Source organism: Micromonospora sp. DT47 (genome assembly GCF_049844475.1).
Taxonomy (GTDB): Bacteria; Actinomycetota; Actinomycetes; order Mycobacteriales; family Micromonosporaceae; genus Micromonospora.
This window is the reverse complement of sequence record NZ_JBNCLC010000032.1, coordinates 1-16,316: the sequence shown is the minus strand read 5'-3', so window position 1 is coordinate 16,316 and position 16,316 is coordinate 1. Positions and strand designations below refer to the sequence as shown.

Sequence of the window (16,316 nt, the reverse complement as noted above, 5' to 3'; positions counted from 1 at the left end):
GGACGGTGCCGCTGACCGCCCAACGCGTCGCGGAGGTGTTCAATCCGCCGGCCGGGGTGGTGGGCTCGGGCTGGTTCGTCGCGCCGCACCTCGTGCTCACGGTCTGGCACGCCGCCGAGGGCAGCACCCGGGACGGCGAGTCCGCGCCCGGCCGGCCGCCGCCGCGCCGCCCGCTGTCGCCGGCCGCACTGGACGAGCTGTCCCGGGACCGGCCCCGGTGTCGGGTCCGGGCGCTGGCGGACGCCCGTGCCGGACGGCCGTTCCGGGACGCGGTGACCGTGTGGTGGCGGCCCGAGTCCGATGTGGCGGTGCTGCTGGTCACCGAGGGCGCCCACGATCCGGCCCCGCCGGCCGGCTGGTCGACGACGTACTGGACCGACCTCACCGCCGCCGACCCGGTCGAGGTCACCGCCGTCGGCTTCCCCAACCACGACGTGGTGGGCAGGATGCGCGAGTCGCGGCAGTTCAGCGGTGTGGTGCACCCACTGTCGGGGGTGCGCTCCGGGCACTGGGTCATCAGCACCGGTGCGCTGGCGAGGCCGACGTCCGGTAGCGGCTGGGCGGGCATGTCCGGGGCCGCGCTGTTCACCGGGGACCGGCTCGCCGGGATCGTCACCGCCGACGCCAGTGGCGGCTCCGGATCGGTCGCCGAGCTGCGGGCCGTACCCGCGCGGGCGTTCGCGGACGATCCGCTGCTGGCGGAGTGGATCCGGTGGGCCGGCGGGACGGGCGTGTGGGCGTACCGGCCGATCGAGCGGCCGGAGCCGAGCCGGCCCGCGCCGGCTGACGTATCCCGACGTCGCCATTCGGCCGCAGTCTGGATCTCCCCGGCGGCGCTGCTGCTGGGCACGGCGACTGCCGCCGGCGTCGCCCTGCCCTGGAGTACACCGGCCGCAGCGACCGTGGCCACCGCCGGGTGCGCCGCCACCGCCGTACGCGCCTGGCACCTGCGGCGCCATACCCCACTGTTACCGCCCGAGTTGCTCGCCGCCGCTCCCCCGGCCAACGCCGTGCGCGACCGGGGCGGCCTCACCTACCACGCCGCCGAGCCCGGCGAGCTCGCCCGTGTCTACACCCGGCAGCACCTCGACACCACCGCCGATCGGGACGCGCGGGCCCCGGCGGGCCGGGACGGATCGGCCCCGATCGTGCCGCTGCGGGTCACCGGGCAGCCGGTATCCGTCGAGCGCCTGCTCACCGACCCGACCGTCCGGCACGTCGTCGTCACCGGCGAGGCCGGGGTAGGCAAGTCCAGCCTGCTGGAGTACGTCGAGACCACCGCCTGGCGATGGTGGCGGGCGGCGACCCGCGGCACGACGCCGGGCGGGGCGCCGTTCGGGCCGCTGCTCCCGCTGCGGATCGCCGCCCGAGAACTGGTCGGGCGGGACTCGATCGCCTCGGCCGCCAGCCCGTCGGCGCGGGCACTGCTGGACGCCGACCCGCCGGTGCCCGGTGCCCAACTGCTGGTGCTGGTCGACGCGCTGGACGAGGTCACCCGGCCCGAGGACTGGCGGCAGGTGATGGAGGTCCTGCTCGGCACGGCGCGGGAGAGCGCGAGCGGGTCCGGCATGCCGCGCCGGCTGGTGCTCTCCGCGCGCAGCCTGCACGACAGCACCTGGCGCAGCCTCGCCAATGTCGGGGCCACCGAGTTCCGCCTCCAGCCGTTCACCGTCGAGCAGTTGCGCCGGTTCGTGATGGCCCACCAGACCGCTGGCGCCGAGCGGCTGACAGACCCCGAGATCCACGAGCGAGCGGCGGCCCGGGCCGCACAGTTCCTGGCGTACGTGCGGGGCAACGGCATGCTCGACCTGGTCCGGCTGCCCCTGCTGGCCCGTCTCGCGGTCGGCCAGTACTTCGACTCGGGCGGCGAGCCGCGCGCCCAGTCCCGCCGGGTCGACCTGTACGCCCGCGCCGTGGCGGAGTTCCTCGGCCGCTTCCCGCAACGGCAGAGCCCGTACGAGACACCACTGCGGGATCGCGTCGAGGGCCTGCTCGGCCTGCTCCGTGCCCGGTACGCCCGGGAGGCCCCACGCCACGCCGCCGTCACCGCCGCCCTGCGCGGCTTCCTCGGCGACCTGGCCGACACGCACCTGCGGCACGGCACACCGCTGACCCGGGCCGCCACCAGCCTGCTGACCGAGCCGACCTACGAGGACCCGTACCAGCACCGGGCGGTGGCCGCACTGCTGGAGGCCACCGGCCTGGTCGTCGACGTCCACACGGCCGACCCCCGCTTCCTGCACCGCACCTTCGCCGAGTACCTGGCGGCGCCGCACCTGCGGGACCGTCTCGGCACCGACCCCGCCACCTGGGGCGACGCCCTCTCCGACGCCGACACTCGGATCGCAGCGCTGTTCGCGTTCGACCGCCAGCCGGCCGACCGGCAGCGCGAGATCGCCAGCCGGTTGGCCGCCGATCCGGAGCGGGTGGAGCAGGCCTCGTGGCTGCTCGCGGAGGGAATGTGCGACGACGAGACCCGCGGCCGGATCCTGGATCAGCTCTGGCAGCGCCCCGACGGGCCGGACCGCGACGCGGTCCCGGTGATCCGGAACTGGCGGCAGACCCACGCCGCGCTCGCCCATCTCGCACCGCAGCAGAGCCGACTGCACGACATGTCAACCGACCCCGACTCGGTACCGGTCGACCGGATCAACGCCGCCGCGGCACTGGCCGGGCACGACCCACGCGGTACGGATCTGCTGGCCGCCTACGCCCACGACGACTCGTTCCCGCTGCAACTGCGGATCGCGGCGGCGGGGCACCTGGCGCACGTCGACCGGGACGCGGGCACCGCACTGCTCACCCGGTTCGCCGACGACACCGCGTCCCGCTACTGCGCCCAGGCCGCCGCCCGGCTCGCCGAGCACGACACCCCGGCGGGGACCGCACGGCTGCGTACCCTGGTCGCGGACCCGCATTGCCCGGATCTGGCCAAGGTCGAGGCCGCGATCGAGCTGTCCGGCCATGACCGCGCCACCGGGGCCGAGTGGCTGCGGCGTTTCGCCGCCGACGGACGCTTCTTCGCGGACTGCCGGGTCTACGCGGCCGACGCCCTGGCCGCGTCCGCCAACGGAGATGGGCAGGCCCGCGCCGCCGCGACGCTGCTGCTGGAGCGGATCGCCCGGGACGGCCGGGTCGACGCCGGCTACCGGGTGGAGGCGGCCCACCGGCTCGCCCGCTACGACACCGACACCGGCATCGCCCTGCTCCGCGACTTCGCCGACGGCGCGCTGCCCGGTCGTTACCGCTGCGATGCCGCAGTGCTGCTCGCCCAGCATGACCGCGAGGCCGGGGTACGGACGCTGGGCGAGATCGCCCGCGCGGTCGGCGGGAAACCCGAGCACCGGCTGCGGGCCGCGGCCGAACTCGCCCACTACGCACCGGCCGAAGGGGACGCCCGGTTGGTCGCCCTGGCCAGCGAACCCGGCTGGGACGACGGCCCGCGCATTCAGGCCGCCGTGCTGCTCGCCCGACGCAACCGGGAGGCGGGTCTGCCGCTGCTGCGCGCGTACGCCGCCGAACTGACCGGCGAAGCCCAGGTGACCGCCGCGTCCGCGCTGGCCGGCGTGGACCGGGAGGAGGGCCTGCGGCTGTTGCGGGAACTGGCCGAGTCGCCGGACTCGGATCGCTCGGTACGGGTACGCGCGGCGAGCGCCATCGGCGACTTCGACGCACAGCTCAAGGATGCAACGTTGCGCCGGCTCGGGGTGGACATCAAACCGGGTGGCTGGTTCTCAATCTAGCACCAGCGACAGAATGTGTCCGGGTAGTTACCAGAGGTGGATCTCACCAGGGGGAGGCGACACGCGGTGTTCCCACGCATCGGCGGTGGTTCGGAGCCGGCGAGTCTGGCGCGCAAGATGGCCCGGCAGGGCGACTGGCGAAGCCTGTGGTGGCTGATCCTGTCCCAACCGCTGCCCCAGGCCGTGGGCGCTGCGGCACACCTCAATCTCCGCAAGTGGAACTCGCCGTCGGAGGCCGACACCCGGCTGGCGGAGTTACTCACCGGCATCAACCCGAAGGAGGCGATCCGGCTCGGCACGCAACTGTTCGACCGTACGACCCAGATCCTGCCCACCAGCCTGGGCTTCGCCAACCCGGTCGGCTTCTCGGTACGCCACCCGGTCGTGGCGCTGGGCACCAGGGGCCGTGACACGCACACCTCGCGGGTGGTCACCGTGGACCGGACGGGTGTACGGAGCATCCTCTACGAGGGACCCGCGCAGCACTGGTCGCTGTGTGCGCTCGACAGCGAGACGGTGATCGCCCGCCGGGAGTTCGACAGCGGGGGCTACCGGGGTGACACCGAGATCGTCGAGTACACCCCCGGTAGGGAGGTCGTACTGGCCAACGGCAGCGGGCTGCTGGACGCAGTGGTGGAACCGACCGCCACGGGTTTCGTCGTCGGTACGAAACTGAACGCGTTCGCGTTCGCCCTCGCCGACGGCCAGCAGGAGCAGCTCAATCTGCGGGAGTTCGGGTTACGTCGCGCCGACCTGTTCGCCGTCGACGCCACCGGCACCCGGATCGTCTTCGCCGACGGCACCCGGCTGCTGGTCACCGACAGCCGGCTCCAGCCGCTGCACGACATCGCGGTGGAACGGCTGCAGCACGGCGACATCAACGCGGTCACCTTCACCGAGGACTCGATCGTCACCGCCGGTTACGACAAGGGCCTGCACCGCTGGCAGATCATCGGCGGCCGAATCCGGGGCCTGCACTCGGGCTTGAGATCCTCGCCGCGTACCTTCTTCAGACTCAGCCCGGTGGCGCCGTGGAATCTCCTGGTGGCGGAGGGCGGCAACGTCAACTACCACTACGACATCGGCACCCTCGACCGGTGCCCGGCTCCCGACTTCCTCGTCCAGGCCTGTCCCGACGACAACGACGACGACCTGCGGGTAGGGCGTGCCATCGGTAAGTTCGCGTCGGCGCCGTACGGCCGGCTGGCGGTGTACGAGGGCGGGCTGGCCACCCGTACCCGCGATTCGGCGTCGGACTTCTACTCGACGGTCGTCCAGGACCTGGAGCATCCGCTGAACTTGCTGACCAAGCCGGTCTCCGCCCTCAACGCCGCCGACGCGGAGCGGGTCCGCCCGCACCTGACCCCGTCCCCCGGCGCCGGGGACGCCTATCCGCTCACCGCCACCGAACGGGCCGTGCTGGAGGCGGCGGTGCGGGCGTGCGAGTGGGCGCCGCAGGCGAACGGCCGCTGACCCCTGCCCTAGCGCCGCCGGGCCTGAGCAACGCCTTCATCATCCGGCCGATCAGCAACCTCGCCCACCGTTTGCACTGGTCAGGCTGGCGGCGTCAGCATCAAGCCCGAGCGCGACGATCCCATTACACACGCCGACTCAACCTCGAACTTCAGCCATGATCCCGAATGGCGGCTGCCGTGCTAGTACTCCAGCCGCACTTCGCGGTGTCGGAGTCTTGCTGGTGGTGGCTGATCTGGGTGCGGTATTGATGTCGCCGTCGCCACCATGACCATCGGTTGATGTGGGCGGTGGTCCGGGCTCGGGTGATCAGGTGTGCCAGCAGACGTCTAACTTCGGCGAGGGTGTGGGGGATGAGGCCATGCTGGTCGGATCGGGTGCCTCCTTTTTCGCCGCCGCGGCGGTGACGGTGAGGAAGGCGTGGGCGCACATGGCCGGGGTGATGTGCCGGTACCAGGCGTCGTGACGGCGGACCTGGTACTCGTCGAGGCCGACCTGACCCTTCGCGGTCTGGAAGCACTCCTCGATCGCCCAGCGGGGTGCCGGCGGTGCGGATCAGTTCCTCGTTGCTGGTGTTGTCGGGTCCGTGGCACAGGTAGTAGGCCAGCTGGTCGGGGTTGGTGATCGAGCGGCGGATCAGCAGCCATCGGGTGAAGCCGTACTGGCCGGTGCCGGTGTCGGGCAGCGACGCGATGGCCCGGTCATACAGCCGTGGCCCTTTGGCGCCGGAGCCGCAGCTGCGGCGTTTCCAGGCCAAGGCTGGTGCGGCGGCGGCGAGGGCGTCCGCGCGGGCGCTGCGCCGTTGGTGGGGATCTTCTGACTGCGCGGGACGGCCAGGACGTATCCGACGTGTCGTTGCTGCAGCCACAGCCGGAACTTGGAGTCCTGGCTGTAGGCCTCGTCCGCGGTCACCCAGGATGCGGGGACATCGGCGTCGAGGGCGCGGGCCGGCATCCGCAGCCCGAGCGCGGGTTTGGTCGTGAACCGCACCGCCGCATCCACACCGGCCTCGGCGCGCCGCTCGGCGTCAGCGCACCATTTCTGCGGCAGGTACAGTTCCCGGCCCAGCAGCACCCGCCCGGCCGGGCTGGCATAGGCGCAGAAGACACCGATCTGGCAATTCTCGGTGCGCCCGGCCGTTCCGGAGTACTGGCGCTGCACCCCGGCGGACTTGACGCCCTTCTTCAGGAAGCCGGTGTCGTCGATGATCAGCACACCGGCTTCGGTGGCCGAGGTGGTCCACGACATACCCACGCAGGTCGTCACGCACCGCGTCGGCGTCCCACGCCGCCCTGTTGAGCAGCCGTTGCATGCCATCCGGAGACCGATCTCCGGCCGCCTCGGCGAGGGTCCAGCCGTTCTTGCCCGCCACCGGCGAGAGCAGTCCGAGCAGGTGGGCACGGGCCCGTCGACGCGGCTCCACCCGGCCGAACCGACCCGAGATCCGGGCCATCAGGTCATCGAGCCCGACCGCCCAGCCAGCAAGATCCTCAACCGCCACGAACGCGAGAGTCTACAGAGGACAGCTCTGGTCGGGAGACGCCAGGGACGTCTGCTGGCACACCTGATCACCCGAGCCCGGACCACCGCCCACATCAATCGAAGGTCATGGTGGCGACGGCGACATCAATACCGCGCCCAGATCAGCCACTACCAGCGAAGACTCCGACTCCGCGAAGTGCGGCTGGAGTACTAAGCTCGATCAGTGCACCGGGTCAATCTGTATGCCGCCACGGGAGGCCTTGGGCTGATCGTCACCGGCCGCGACATGCCTGCTCTGCGACTTGAGGTCGCGTCTGGCGGGCGCATGCTGCTACGTCAACCGAGCCGCCTCGCCCTTCTCGGGAAGGTGCACCGCTGGAACTATGGCGTGCACGTGTACCGGACCGGGGAATATCTCTCGCCGCTTCCCCCACTGCGAGCCGACCATGCGCGCCAGGTCACTCCACCCGGCAGCGCAGCCTGGTTCGACCGATGGGCCCATCAATTCGCCTCCTGGCTCGATGACGCCGGCGCAGGGCCGTTGCACAACGGGTTCTGGATCCTCCGCCCCCGCAGGCTGCCGCCGTACTGCCTGCGAGACGACCTGACCCAGGACTACCCCGCCGCCTACCTCGACTGGCTGGGCGAGGGTTGGAACGGCGTGCTCCCCCTGCGTCAGCTACCCGATGCCAATGCCGCCCGCGTTAAGGCCTACCGCAGACAGGCCCGCGAGCAAGTACTTCCGCCAATCCTGCTGTGGTCCGTGAGTGGCTTCGACGGCTACCTGCTGATTGACGGACACTGCCGTCTGGCCGCAGCCCTCGCCGAGGGTGTCGAACCATCAGTCCTGGTCTTGGCCATCGGCTCGGACCCCGAAGTCGACCACGAGTGGCTCAACCACGCCGCCGCTCACGTCGAGCTGCTGGATCGAGTGAACGAGCAGGCTGTGCGGGGCCGCGCCGACGCGCTGCTGGCCGCAGATGCCCTCACACGTCGGTTCGCCGACGTGTGCGCCGACCTGCCCCAAGAGGGAAGGACACGGGCATGGCCAGTCCGAGGCGGCGTGCGGGCCTGGGACCGGCAGGCTGCAAGCGTGGCACGCGGCTGGTTGGCGAATGTGAAGGAGGAGTAGCGCCATGTGGCGCTCGCTCTGCGGCTGTAAGTGCGCCGGCGCCTCAAGACATTCACTCCGGGCAGACGCTTCGCTGCCCACATCGGGGAGCGGCTTTCTAAGCTTGATCAGTGAGCCGTTTTCATCGTGAGTAGCGGCTGGTGTCGATGCGGTCTAGGACGAGGATGGCCTCGATGACCTGCACGTTCACGCCGTGACGCTGATGTCTCCCGGAGTAGTAGGGCTTCTGGTCGGCGGCCCGGTCGATCGAGATCAGCGTGCCGTCGAGGATCGCGTACGCCAGCTTGCGGATCCGGTGCATGGCGGTGGCCAGGTCGTCGGCGGCTGCGGCGTGCAGGTCGACAGCTTCGCGGAGGTAGCGCCGGGCGGTGGCGACGCCGATGCCGAACCCGGCTGTGAGGCGGGTGTAGGTGTCGCCGTTGCGCAGGTGAGCGAGGGTGAGCAGGGCTTGCCGGCCGGGGTCCAGGCGCCGCCACCGGGATCGACGCTGGTAGCGGTGGGTGCGGACGCGCTCGGCGAGGTGGTTCAGGGTTCGGCTGGACAGCGGGATCGTGGCGGGGTAGGACAGCACGGCGAAGCTCCCGGTCCGGGCATCGGATCTTGGTCGACTGCCGTCTTACGTGGAGCCTCGCCCTCATCGATCTCCGGGTTGCCCGCACCCGCCGTGACCAGCATGATCACGACGAAAAGGGCTCAGTCACCGATACCCGTTGATCAAGGTGGAAGAGTTGCTGAACTGTAGAGATCGACCAGCGGCGGCGTAAAGACCCGTCACCACTTGACACCACAAACCGGACAAGATTCAGCGAACCAACCGAGTCGATCATGATCCGTGATCATCAATGGACGAGGACCACGCGGTCCGCGACCTCGTACTCGCCGAGCCGCTGCTCCTAGCGCCGGTCTTCCACGCGCTGCTGGTGCCGATGGCGCGCGCCGCCCCGAGCAGGGCCGCGAGGAGCTGGCCGAGGCGCTGGAGACGCAGCGCGAGGTGCTGGCCCGGTTCCGGGCGCAGGGTCCAGTCGACGGCTACGTCGACATTGTGGCCACGCAGCTCGCCTGCAGCGACGACGCCGAGCACGACGCGAACCGGGCAGGAGGCACGCCTCCCGCCCGGTCATGACACGTCGCGACGCCTACTCTGTCGGCCTATTCCCCGGCGCAATACATCCGCGTACCGAATCGCAACCGCGGCGACCACCAGCTGCCCGACGACCTCGATCATGAGGTAGACCGGCCAGCCGGTCGGCAGGACCGCCAGACCCGCGAGCCCCATGACGAGCACCACGCAGAGCACCCGGAAGCCGATGCCGACCCCGAGCAACCGGCTCAGTCTGTGAGTGCACGAGCGGCCTGTCAGCCGATGACCGAGACCGATGAGTGGGCGCCAGCCGTACCGCTGATCAGGCGCTGGAACGGCGCCGCCCGGCCCGCGCCGGCGACCAGCCGCACGGAGAGGTAGTCGGCGCCGCTGGCCAGGTACAGCGCGCACCGCATGCCCGCTCCGGAGAGGAGCCAGGAGGCGCCGCCGCCGCTCCGCTGGAAGGCGCTGCCCTCCAGGCTCAGCGCGGACGTGGCGACGTAGAAGCCCGCAGACTGAGCGTCATTGCTGGCACTGCTGCCGACCCCTGTGGAGTCGGCGGTGCAACCGGAGACCGTGCAATTCGCGGCGACGATCTCGAAGCCGTTGCCGATGGTGTCCTGGGCCTCGCAGCCCACGACTGTGGCGCGGGCGGACTCGAGCCGGAACGCGGGCTTCGGCGCCGTCGCGGTGCCGGTGCCGTACGCCTTGCTGCCCCAGACCTTGATGTTGCCGCCGCTGATCAGGTAGCCGCCGCCGGAGCAGCCCTGCGACGAGCAGCCGCTGACGAAGCCGTCGGAGGACTGGAGGTTGTAGGCCCAGCCGCCCGAGTCCTCCACGCGGCAGTCGGTCAACTTGAACTCGCGCTGCCCGCCGGAGTACGTGCCGCCGAGGTAGATGCCGTCGCCGGTGGTCCGGGTGACGAAGACCCGGGTCACCCACGGCGCCGGGTCCGGCCCGTAATAGGTCGGCGCGCCGTTCATCTGGAAGTTGATCCCGTTGGCCACCAGGTTCGCCGCGTCGAGTCCGATGTCGGTCACGCACTGCCGCGAGCCGTTCACGTCGCTGGTCGAGCCGTTGACGACCAGGGCCGACCCGCTGAAGCCCGAGCCGGCGCGCAGCATCGTGACCAGCGGACCGGCGCCGATCAGGGCCTGCTTGTCGTACAGCACCACCGGGGCCTTGACCGTGTGGGTGCCGGGCGCGATGTAGACAGCCCCCTGGCTGCTGTTGGTCAGCGCAGCGTTGATGGCGGCCTGGGCGCCGACCGCCGGGTCGATCTCGTATGTGGCGCCGGAGCCGGCGGGACCGACCCAGGGGATGGCGCCGGTGGACGCGAGGGCGGCGGCCTGGGCGGGCGTGATGGCGCCCAGCGCCGGCGCGGCGACGGCAGCGCCCGCGGTGACCGCCGCGGCCCGGAGCAGACCGCGACGGTCGGAACGCTTGTCGTGCATGCTTCCTCCTGAGGGGTGGCTGTCCCTCGGCCCCGGTGGCGGGACGAGGTGCGGCGGCGGTGTCCGCCGGTGCATGGAGAAAGCGGGCGGGTCGACAAAGCAGCCCGGCGTGCGCCGGGCTGCTGGCAGTCTCTCCGTCTGTGACGATCCCCCATGGCAGCGGCGGGTCCCGCGCTGCATCGGGAGTCATCATGGCACCCGGCCGGCAATCCGTCTGCCCCGCGAGCGGACTCCGGGACGGCCGCGGCGCGGACCTCAGCGAAACCGGGCGCGGGTGCTCGCCGGGACACCGGGCGAGGGTGATCGCCCGGCACACCTCGCGCGGCCGGTCGACCTCCAGCACCAGCCGGTCGTACCGCTGGCCGGTCAGCTCGACGAGCAGCACGGTGTCGGCGCAGTGCACACACCAGAACAACCGGCCGCGCTCTGGCGGATCCGAGCATTGTCCAATCTCGGGTCGACCGTCCTCATCTCGGAACGGATTGTGCCCTGCAGTCAAGACAGGGGCGGACCAGTCGGCGTTGTGGTCGGCGCTGACGCGAGTACCCAACTGAAGGTGCGACCAGCAACTCCTCAGCGTCCCGATAGGACAGGTTGAAACGCAGATACCAGCGGACCGCGATCACGATCACCTCCGGCGGCAACCGGAACCCGGCGAACGCCGACTTCGCAGGCAGCCACGGGCGAGAGCAGGTCAACGACTTCACTGCTCAAACCTGCCTCGATCATGCCAACCCTCAACGCAACAGAGCCGCCGGATCGACTCCGGCGCGGACCGGGGGATCCTGCCGCCACCGGTCTGCGGCCTGCCGGACTGGAGCAACCGCGGTGGGGAGGCGTCCGCGGCCGCTGGCACCGCCGAAGCCGCCGAACCAGCGATGGGCGTCAATTAGGATGCCGGGCCGGACGGTGTCAGTGCCTGCGCCAGGCCAGGGCGCCGACCGCCGCTCCGGCCAAGCCGGCTGCGGTGGCCACGCGGTGCCGGGACAGCCAGGCCTGAGGGCTGCGGCTGTGCGACCGGCCGGTGAAGCTGCCCTCCGCTCCGTGGTCCTCGCCGTCCGGGCCATCCACCGGGTGCCACAGGTTCGTCGGCCGGTCCGGATCGGCCGGCCGGCCGGTCTGCTGCGAGTCGTACCCGGTACGGGCCAGGTACCGGTCCAACAGCCCCGGCGCTATCCGGTTCCCGAGGATGGTCAGCGCGGTCGGCATGCCCACCCAGTACTCGCGGCGCCCAGGCCGGTCGGCGGCCGCCACGATCGCCCGCGCAGCCACCACCGGCGCGTAGATCGGCGGCACCGGCTGCGCGTGCCGGGGCAGCCGGGACAGCAGCCAGTCGAACTGCGGTGTGTTGAGCGCAGGCAGCTGCACCATCGTCACCTTGACGTTGCTCCTGTCATGCAGCAGCTCGCAACGCAGCGACTCGGTAAACCCGACGATGGCGTGCTTGGCCCCGCAGTACGGGGCCTGCAACGGGATGCCCCGGTACGCCAGCGCCGACCCGACCTGCACGATCGTCCCCCGGTCGCGCGGCGTCATGTGCGCGAGCGCGACCCGGGTGCCGTGCACGTAGCCGAGGTAAGTGACCTCCATCGCCCGCCGGAACTCCTCCGGCCGGATCTCCTGGAACGGGGCGAAGACCGAGCTGAAGGCAACGTTGATCCACAGGTCGATCTGTCCCAGTTCGGCCTCGATCCGCTGCCCGGCCACGACCACCCGCTCGTGGTCGGCCATGTCCACCTCGATCGGCAGGGCCCGGCTGCCGGCCGCCCGCACCTCGTCCGCGGCTGCGTCCAGCCCTTTGCGTCCTCGGGCCAGCAGCGCAATCGCGATGCCCCGTCGGGCGAGGAACTGGGCCGTGGCCCGCCCCACCCCGGCGCTGGCGCCCGTGATCACCGCTACCCGTACGTCCTGTCGCTTCCGGCCCATGTCCCTCCTCCCGGCGTCGCCCGTCCTGTCCGGGCTCTACCCCCTGCCGTCCGAGGTAGTCGGCCCGTGTCGACCGGAGCGTCGTGGTCAGGTGTGGGCCGTCACCGGGCGGGTACCGCGGGAAGATCCCCGATCCGCCCGTTGATCGATGAGCCCGGCTCCCGGCTCCGGTTCTGGCACCTCGTGGAGGTCGACCTGTGACTCGCCGGTCTCGCCGACAACCGCGCCCGAATCCAGCCGCCACCGGATCAGCCGCAGCGTCGGCGGTCGGCTCATGACAATTGCGGCATAACCTGAGGAAGCGGTGGATAGAGCTGCCTCGTTCCAGCAAGGAGACGACAGTGCGGATTTTCGTCGCGGGGGGAACAGGGGTCTTGGGCCGGCCCCTCGTCGAGGCGCTGGTGGACCTGGGCCACGAGGTCACGGCCAGCACCCACCGGAGCGAGAACTTCTCCGTCATAGAGGCACTCGGGGCGCGGCCGGCATTGATGGACGGGCTCGACGATGCTGCGGTGCGTCAGGCGATCCTCGAGACCGAACCGAAGGTGATCATCAACCAGATCACGGCGCTCTCCGCGCCGTCTCGTGACTACGCTACGTGGCTGGCAATGACCAACCGGCTGCGGAGCGAGGGCACGAAGACACTGATGACGGCGGCTCGCGAAGCCGGCACCCGTCGGGTCGTTGCGCAGAGCGCCAGCTTCATGACCCAGCCGGTCGGATCGGGCCCCACGGACGAGTCGTCACCCCTGTACGTGGAAGCCCCGGAGCCGATCCGAAGCCACATACAGGCGAACATCGCGGCCGAAACACTGGTGTTGGGCACACCGGGGATCGAAGGCGTCGTCCTTCGATACGGTTTTCTCTACGGTGAAGGCACCGCGATCGGGCCGGGTGGAGAATGGGCAACAGGGGTCAAGTCGGGCGACGTGCCGATTGTCGGCGAGGGCGCCGGCCGGTATCCGTTTGTTCACGTCCGCGACGCGGTGTCGGCCACCGTGCAAGCGGTCGACAGGGGAAGCCCCGGCATCTACAACGTTGTGGGCGACGAGCCCGCCCCCCAGGCTGAGTGGCTGCCGTACCTGGCCGAAATCCTGGACGCTCCTCCGCCGCGGCGCGTCTCTGAGGAGGAGGCCGAGCAACAGATCGGCGTTCAAGCCGTGTACTACGGCACCCAGCTCCGCGCGACCAGCAACGCCAAGGCCAAGTCTGAGTTGGGGCTGACCCTGGAGTACCCGTCATGGCGGGAGGGATTCCGAGAGCTGTTCGGTTGATCGCCTCGAGGGGTGGGCCGACCACCGGCTATGCGAGCGTTGGTTGCCGGTTGGTGATCCACCGCTGTCGTAAGGCTTCCGGGGTGAGCACATCCAGCGAGCCGTGGGGCCTGTAGGTGTTGTACTCGGTGCGCCAGTCCTCGGCCAGGACCTGCACCTCCAGCAGGGTGTCGAACTGTTCGCAGACCAGGAACTCATCGCGGAAACGGCCGTTGAAAGACTCGCAGACTCCGTTCTGCCACGGCGATGCCGGGTCGATGTAGGCCGGGTCGACGCCGCTGTATCGGCACCAGTGGACCAGCGCGTGCGCGATCAGTTCGGGGCCGTTGTCAATCGACCTGCTGGTCGTCCCGCCGGAGACCGCGGTCGACCTGGCCGAGGCCGCGATGACGCTCGCCGCCACCGCCGGCAACCTGGTCCATACCCCGCGGTAGTACGGGAGCAAGGACTGCCAGCCGGCACGGTTGCGGTTGCGCCAGACGCGCGGCTCCAATACGACGATGCTGCCGGGCTCGCCGGTGACGGTGTGGTCGGCCAGCCACCAACCATCGATCCGTGCGGTCCACACGGTGAAGGCGTGCTCGATTGAGCAGTCGACGTCGAAGGACAGTCGCAGCGGCTCGATCACCGGCTTCGCTCGCTCTGGGTGTTCTCGGCCATCAACCGGAAACGCATGGCCGCATCGCCCCAGACCTGTTCGAGGTACGCCTGGACGGCTCGCATCCCTTCGTCCTGGAGTCGGTAGATTCGCCGGGTCCCCCGTGGCTCCTCGGTGACAAGTCCCGCCGTCTTCAGCAGCTTCAGGTGCCGGGAGACCGCCGGCCGACTGATCGGCAGGACGGCTGCGATCTCCTGCACCGACTTGCCGCCACCGCCGAGCAGACTGAGGATCGCCCGCCGGTTCGCGTCACCCAGCGCCTCGAACGGATCACCGGTGGCTTGCGCCCGGACCACCCGCTCACCTGCCGGACTCGACACGCTTCTTGAGTCCCTCGGCGAACTGGCGGAACGACGGCCCCAGGTCGGGCATCGATCGCCAGATCAGCCCGAGCAGCGGGCCGCTGTACTCCTCGCGCAGATAGAACGTCGTGCCACCGGTCCCGTCCGGCGCGAGCGAATAGGTCCGCACCCCCTTGAACAGACCCAGCGGCATGCCGCCACTGAGCCTCAACGCGCGCTCAGGCTCCAACGACGTAACGCGGACCGCGAACGCTCGTCCCGGCGCCGCCTGCGACCGAATCTTGATCTTCTGGTCGAGCGCGATGCGCCCCTCCACGCCATCGACGCCGGAGTCCCACTGCGGCCAGGCCGCCCCGTCGACCAGCACCGGCCACACCGCATCCGGAGCCGCCGCAATCGTCGACGTCGCCTCGTAAAACCGCATCTCGTGACTGTCCCTTCGCCCACATTCGTAACGACGGGGTTACCGTAACACGTCAGTTACCGATGCGGGTCTGCCCGGCAAGGCGGCAGCAGCACGCCGGGCGAACACACGTCACCCGCCCGTGAAAGCTGTCGAAGGCGTTACCGGGACAACGTCAGAACCGGATGGGAGGATCGATAGACATGGCCAACACTTCACCCGGCATGCTGGTCTGGGTCGATCTCTCGACCTCAGACCTGGCAGGAGCCACGGACTTCTACACGCAGCTCTTCGGCTGGACAGCCCACGTGGCACCGGAGCCGGAAGCGATGGGCTACACCATTTTCAACAAGGACGGCAAACCTGCCGCGGGTGCCGGGCCGCTCATGGCCGAAGGCAACCCGGTGGCGTGGCTGACCCACCTTAACGTGACCGATGCCGATGAAGCCGCGGAGAAGATAACGAAAGCGGGCGGCCAGGTGATCGTGCCGCCCATGGATGTGATGACCCAGGGCCGCTTCGCTGTGGTCGTGGATCAGGGTGGGGCGCCGTTTGGCCTTTGGCAGCCCCGCGACATGACCGGCGCCGAGATCTTCAACCAGCCCGGCAGCTACACCTGGTCAGAGCTCACAACCCGGGATCCCAAGGGCTCCAAGGAGTTCTACAACGCGGTTTTCGGATGGGTACCGGATGATCGCGCCAGTGAGCAATTCACGTACACGACATTCAAGCTCGGTGGCGATCCGGCCGCGGGCCTAATGCCGATGGAAGGCGACCTGTGGCCGCCGGACCTGCCGAACCACTGGATGGTCTACTTCGCGGTCGCTGATACCGATGAGACGGCGGCCAAAGCAGTTGAGCTCGGTGGCGCCGCACCCGTGCCGCCGCAGGAGATCCCGCCGGGGCGCTTCGCGGTGCTGACCGATCCGCAGGGCGGGCACTTCTCCATCATCAAGATGAACCCGGACTTCCAGGCGTGAACGGAGGCCTCGCACGCGAGCCGCGTACGAGGCCAAAACGGTTACAGCGTAAGGGGCCAGGAGTTGATGTAACCGGCATCCATGGACGCCGCGTCGCGGGCTTCAGGTCCCCGGCGTGGCTCCACTGCCGTTCTGAGGCGTTCCAGAACGGCAGTGGTGCCAGATCGTCTCGGCCTTAGTGATCTTGCCGTCCTGGTTTCGGACGGTCAGGTCGGTCAGGTCCTTGTCCGTGTTGCGGTGTAGTCGCCCACGGACCCAGGCGCCCCAAACGCCCCCCCGGCCGCGCCCCTCGACGCCGTTCGCCTGGCTGAGTCCGGTCCACTAAGAACTCCTAAGAGCCTGGTAAATAAGGGTTTCAGGTGTGTTGGTGACGGGCGAGGCGGCGGGTCATGACGATGATCATGGCCC

12 protein-coding genes and 3 pseudogenes are annotated in these 16,316 nt (G+C 70.2%); 5 read left to right on the top strand and 10 right to left on the bottom strand.

Annotation, left to right across the window (positions count from 1 at the left end; translation table 11 throughout):
• Window positions 1-5: 5 nt before the first annotated feature.
• Both ACLQ2U_RS29690 and ACLQ2U_RS29685 read left to right on the top strand, forming a co-directional pair.
• Entirely contained in the window at window positions 6-3,743 is a 3,738-nt protein-coding gene (locus ACLQ2U_RS29690; RefSeq protein ID WP_425754205.1) for a trypsin-like peptidase domain-containing protein, read from the top strand.
• Window positions 3,744-3,809: 66 nt separating this feature from the next.
• Window positions 3,810-5,216, top strand: coding sequence for a hypothetical protein (locus ACLQ2U_RS29685; RefSeq protein ID WP_425754204.1), 1,407 nt, complete (start codon window positions 3,810-3,812; stop codon window positions 5,214-5,216).
• 309 nt (window positions 5,217-5,525) lie between these two features.
• On the opposite strand, the pseudogene ACLQ2U_RS29680 reads toward ACLQ2U_RS29685, so the two are convergent.
• Window positions 5,526-6,669: pseudogene (locus ACLQ2U_RS29680) on the bottom strand (IS701 family transposase).
• A 252-nt stretch (window positions 6,670-6,921) separates the two neighbouring features.
• On the opposite strand from ACLQ2U_RS29680, the gene ACLQ2U_RS29675 reads away from it, so the two are divergent.
• Window positions 6,922-7,830: a hypothetical protein gene (locus tag ACLQ2U_RS29675; protein WP_425754203.1), complete on the top strand. Its 909-nt coding sequence runs from the start codon at window positions 6,922-6,924 to the stop codon at window positions 7,828-7,830.
• Between the two features lie 172 nt (window positions 7,831-8,002).
• On the opposite strand, the pseudogene ACLQ2U_RS29670 reads toward ACLQ2U_RS29675, so the two are convergent.
• The 6 genes and pseudogenes from ACLQ2U_RS29670 to ACLQ2U_RS29645 form a co-directional block, all read right to left on the bottom strand.
• Window positions 8,003-8,401, bottom strand: a pseudogene (locus ACLQ2U_RS29670) (transposase family protein); the annotation flags it as partial.
• Window positions 8,402-8,653: 252 nt separating this feature from the next.
• On the bottom strand, window positions 8,654-8,911 hold the full coding sequence (locus ACLQ2U_RS29665) for a hypothetical protein (RefSeq protein WP_425754202.1): 258 nt from the start codon (window positions 8,909-8,911) through the stop codon (window positions 8,654-8,656).
• Window positions 8,912-8,947: 36 nt separating this feature from the next.
• On the bottom strand, window positions 8,948-9,154 hold the full coding sequence (locus tag ACLQ2U_RS29660) for a hypothetical protein (RefSeq protein WP_425754201.1): 207 nt from the start codon (window positions 9,152-9,154) through the stop codon (window positions 8,948-8,950).
• Window positions 9,155-9,186: 32 nt separating this feature from the next.
• Window positions 9,187-10,365 (bottom strand): glycosyl hydrolase family 28-related protein, encoded by a 1,179-nt coding sequence (locus ACLQ2U_RS29655; RefSeq protein ID WP_425754200.1) that lies wholly within the window; start codon window positions 10,363-10,365, stop codon window positions 9,187-9,189.
• Between the two features lie 563 nt (window positions 10,366-10,928).
• Window positions 10,929-11,042 (bottom strand): annotated as a pseudogene (locus ACLQ2U_RS29650) (IS6 family transposase); the annotation flags it as partial.
• A 235-nt stretch (window positions 11,043-11,277) separates the two neighbouring features.
• Window positions 11,278-12,291, bottom strand: coding sequence for an SDR family oxidoreductase (locus tag ACLQ2U_RS29645; RefSeq protein ID WP_425754199.1), 1,014 nt, complete (start codon window positions 12,289-12,291; stop codon window positions 11,278-11,280).
• Window positions 12,292-12,632: 341 nt separating this feature from the next.
• Between ACLQ2U_RS29645 and ACLQ2U_RS29640 the strand changes: the two genes are divergently transcribed.
• The gene (locus tag ACLQ2U_RS29640) at window positions 12,633-13,565 is read left to right on the top strand and encodes an NAD-dependent epimerase/dehydratase family protein (protein WP_425754198.1); all 933 of its coding nucleotides are present in this window, start codon (window positions 12,633-12,635) and stop codon (window positions 13,563-13,565) included.
• A 28-nt stretch (window positions 13,566-13,593) separates the two neighbouring features.
• Here the strand turns inward: ACLQ2U_RS29640 and ACLQ2U_RS29635 are convergent, their stop codons facing one another.
• From ACLQ2U_RS29635 to ACLQ2U_RS29625, 3 genes are read right to left on the bottom strand one after another with little or no spacing between them, the layout of a single operon-like run.
• Window positions 13,594-14,193, bottom strand: a complete 600-nt coding sequence (locus tag ACLQ2U_RS29635; protein WP_425754197.1) for an integrase core domain-containing protein — start codon at window positions 14,191-14,193, stop codon at window positions 13,594-13,596.
• Complete coding sequence (locus ACLQ2U_RS29630) at window positions 14,190-14,519, bottom strand: ArsR/SmtB family transcription factor (protein WP_425754196.1); 330 nt, start codon at window positions 14,517-14,519, stop codon at window positions 14,190-14,192. The genes ACLQ2U_RS29635 and ACLQ2U_RS29630 overlap by 4 nt, the downstream gene beginning before the upstream one ends.
• Before the next feature lie 4 nt (window positions 14,520-14,523).
• Window positions 14,524-14,949 carry an SRPBCC family protein gene (locus ACLQ2U_RS29625; protein WP_425754195.1) on the bottom strand — a complete coding sequence of 142 codons (426 nt, stop codon included), beginning with the start codon at window positions 14,947-14,949 and terminating at the stop codon, window positions 14,524-14,526.
• A gap of 182 nt (window positions 14,950-15,131) precedes the next feature.
• Between ACLQ2U_RS29625 and ACLQ2U_RS29620 the strand changes: the two genes are divergently transcribed.
• Window positions 15,132-15,908, top strand: a complete 777-nt coding sequence (locus tag ACLQ2U_RS29620) for a VOC family protein (RefSeq protein ID WP_425754194.1) — start codon at window positions 15,132-15,134, stop codon at window positions 15,906-15,908.
• Window positions 15,909-16,316 lie beyond the last annotated feature (408 nt).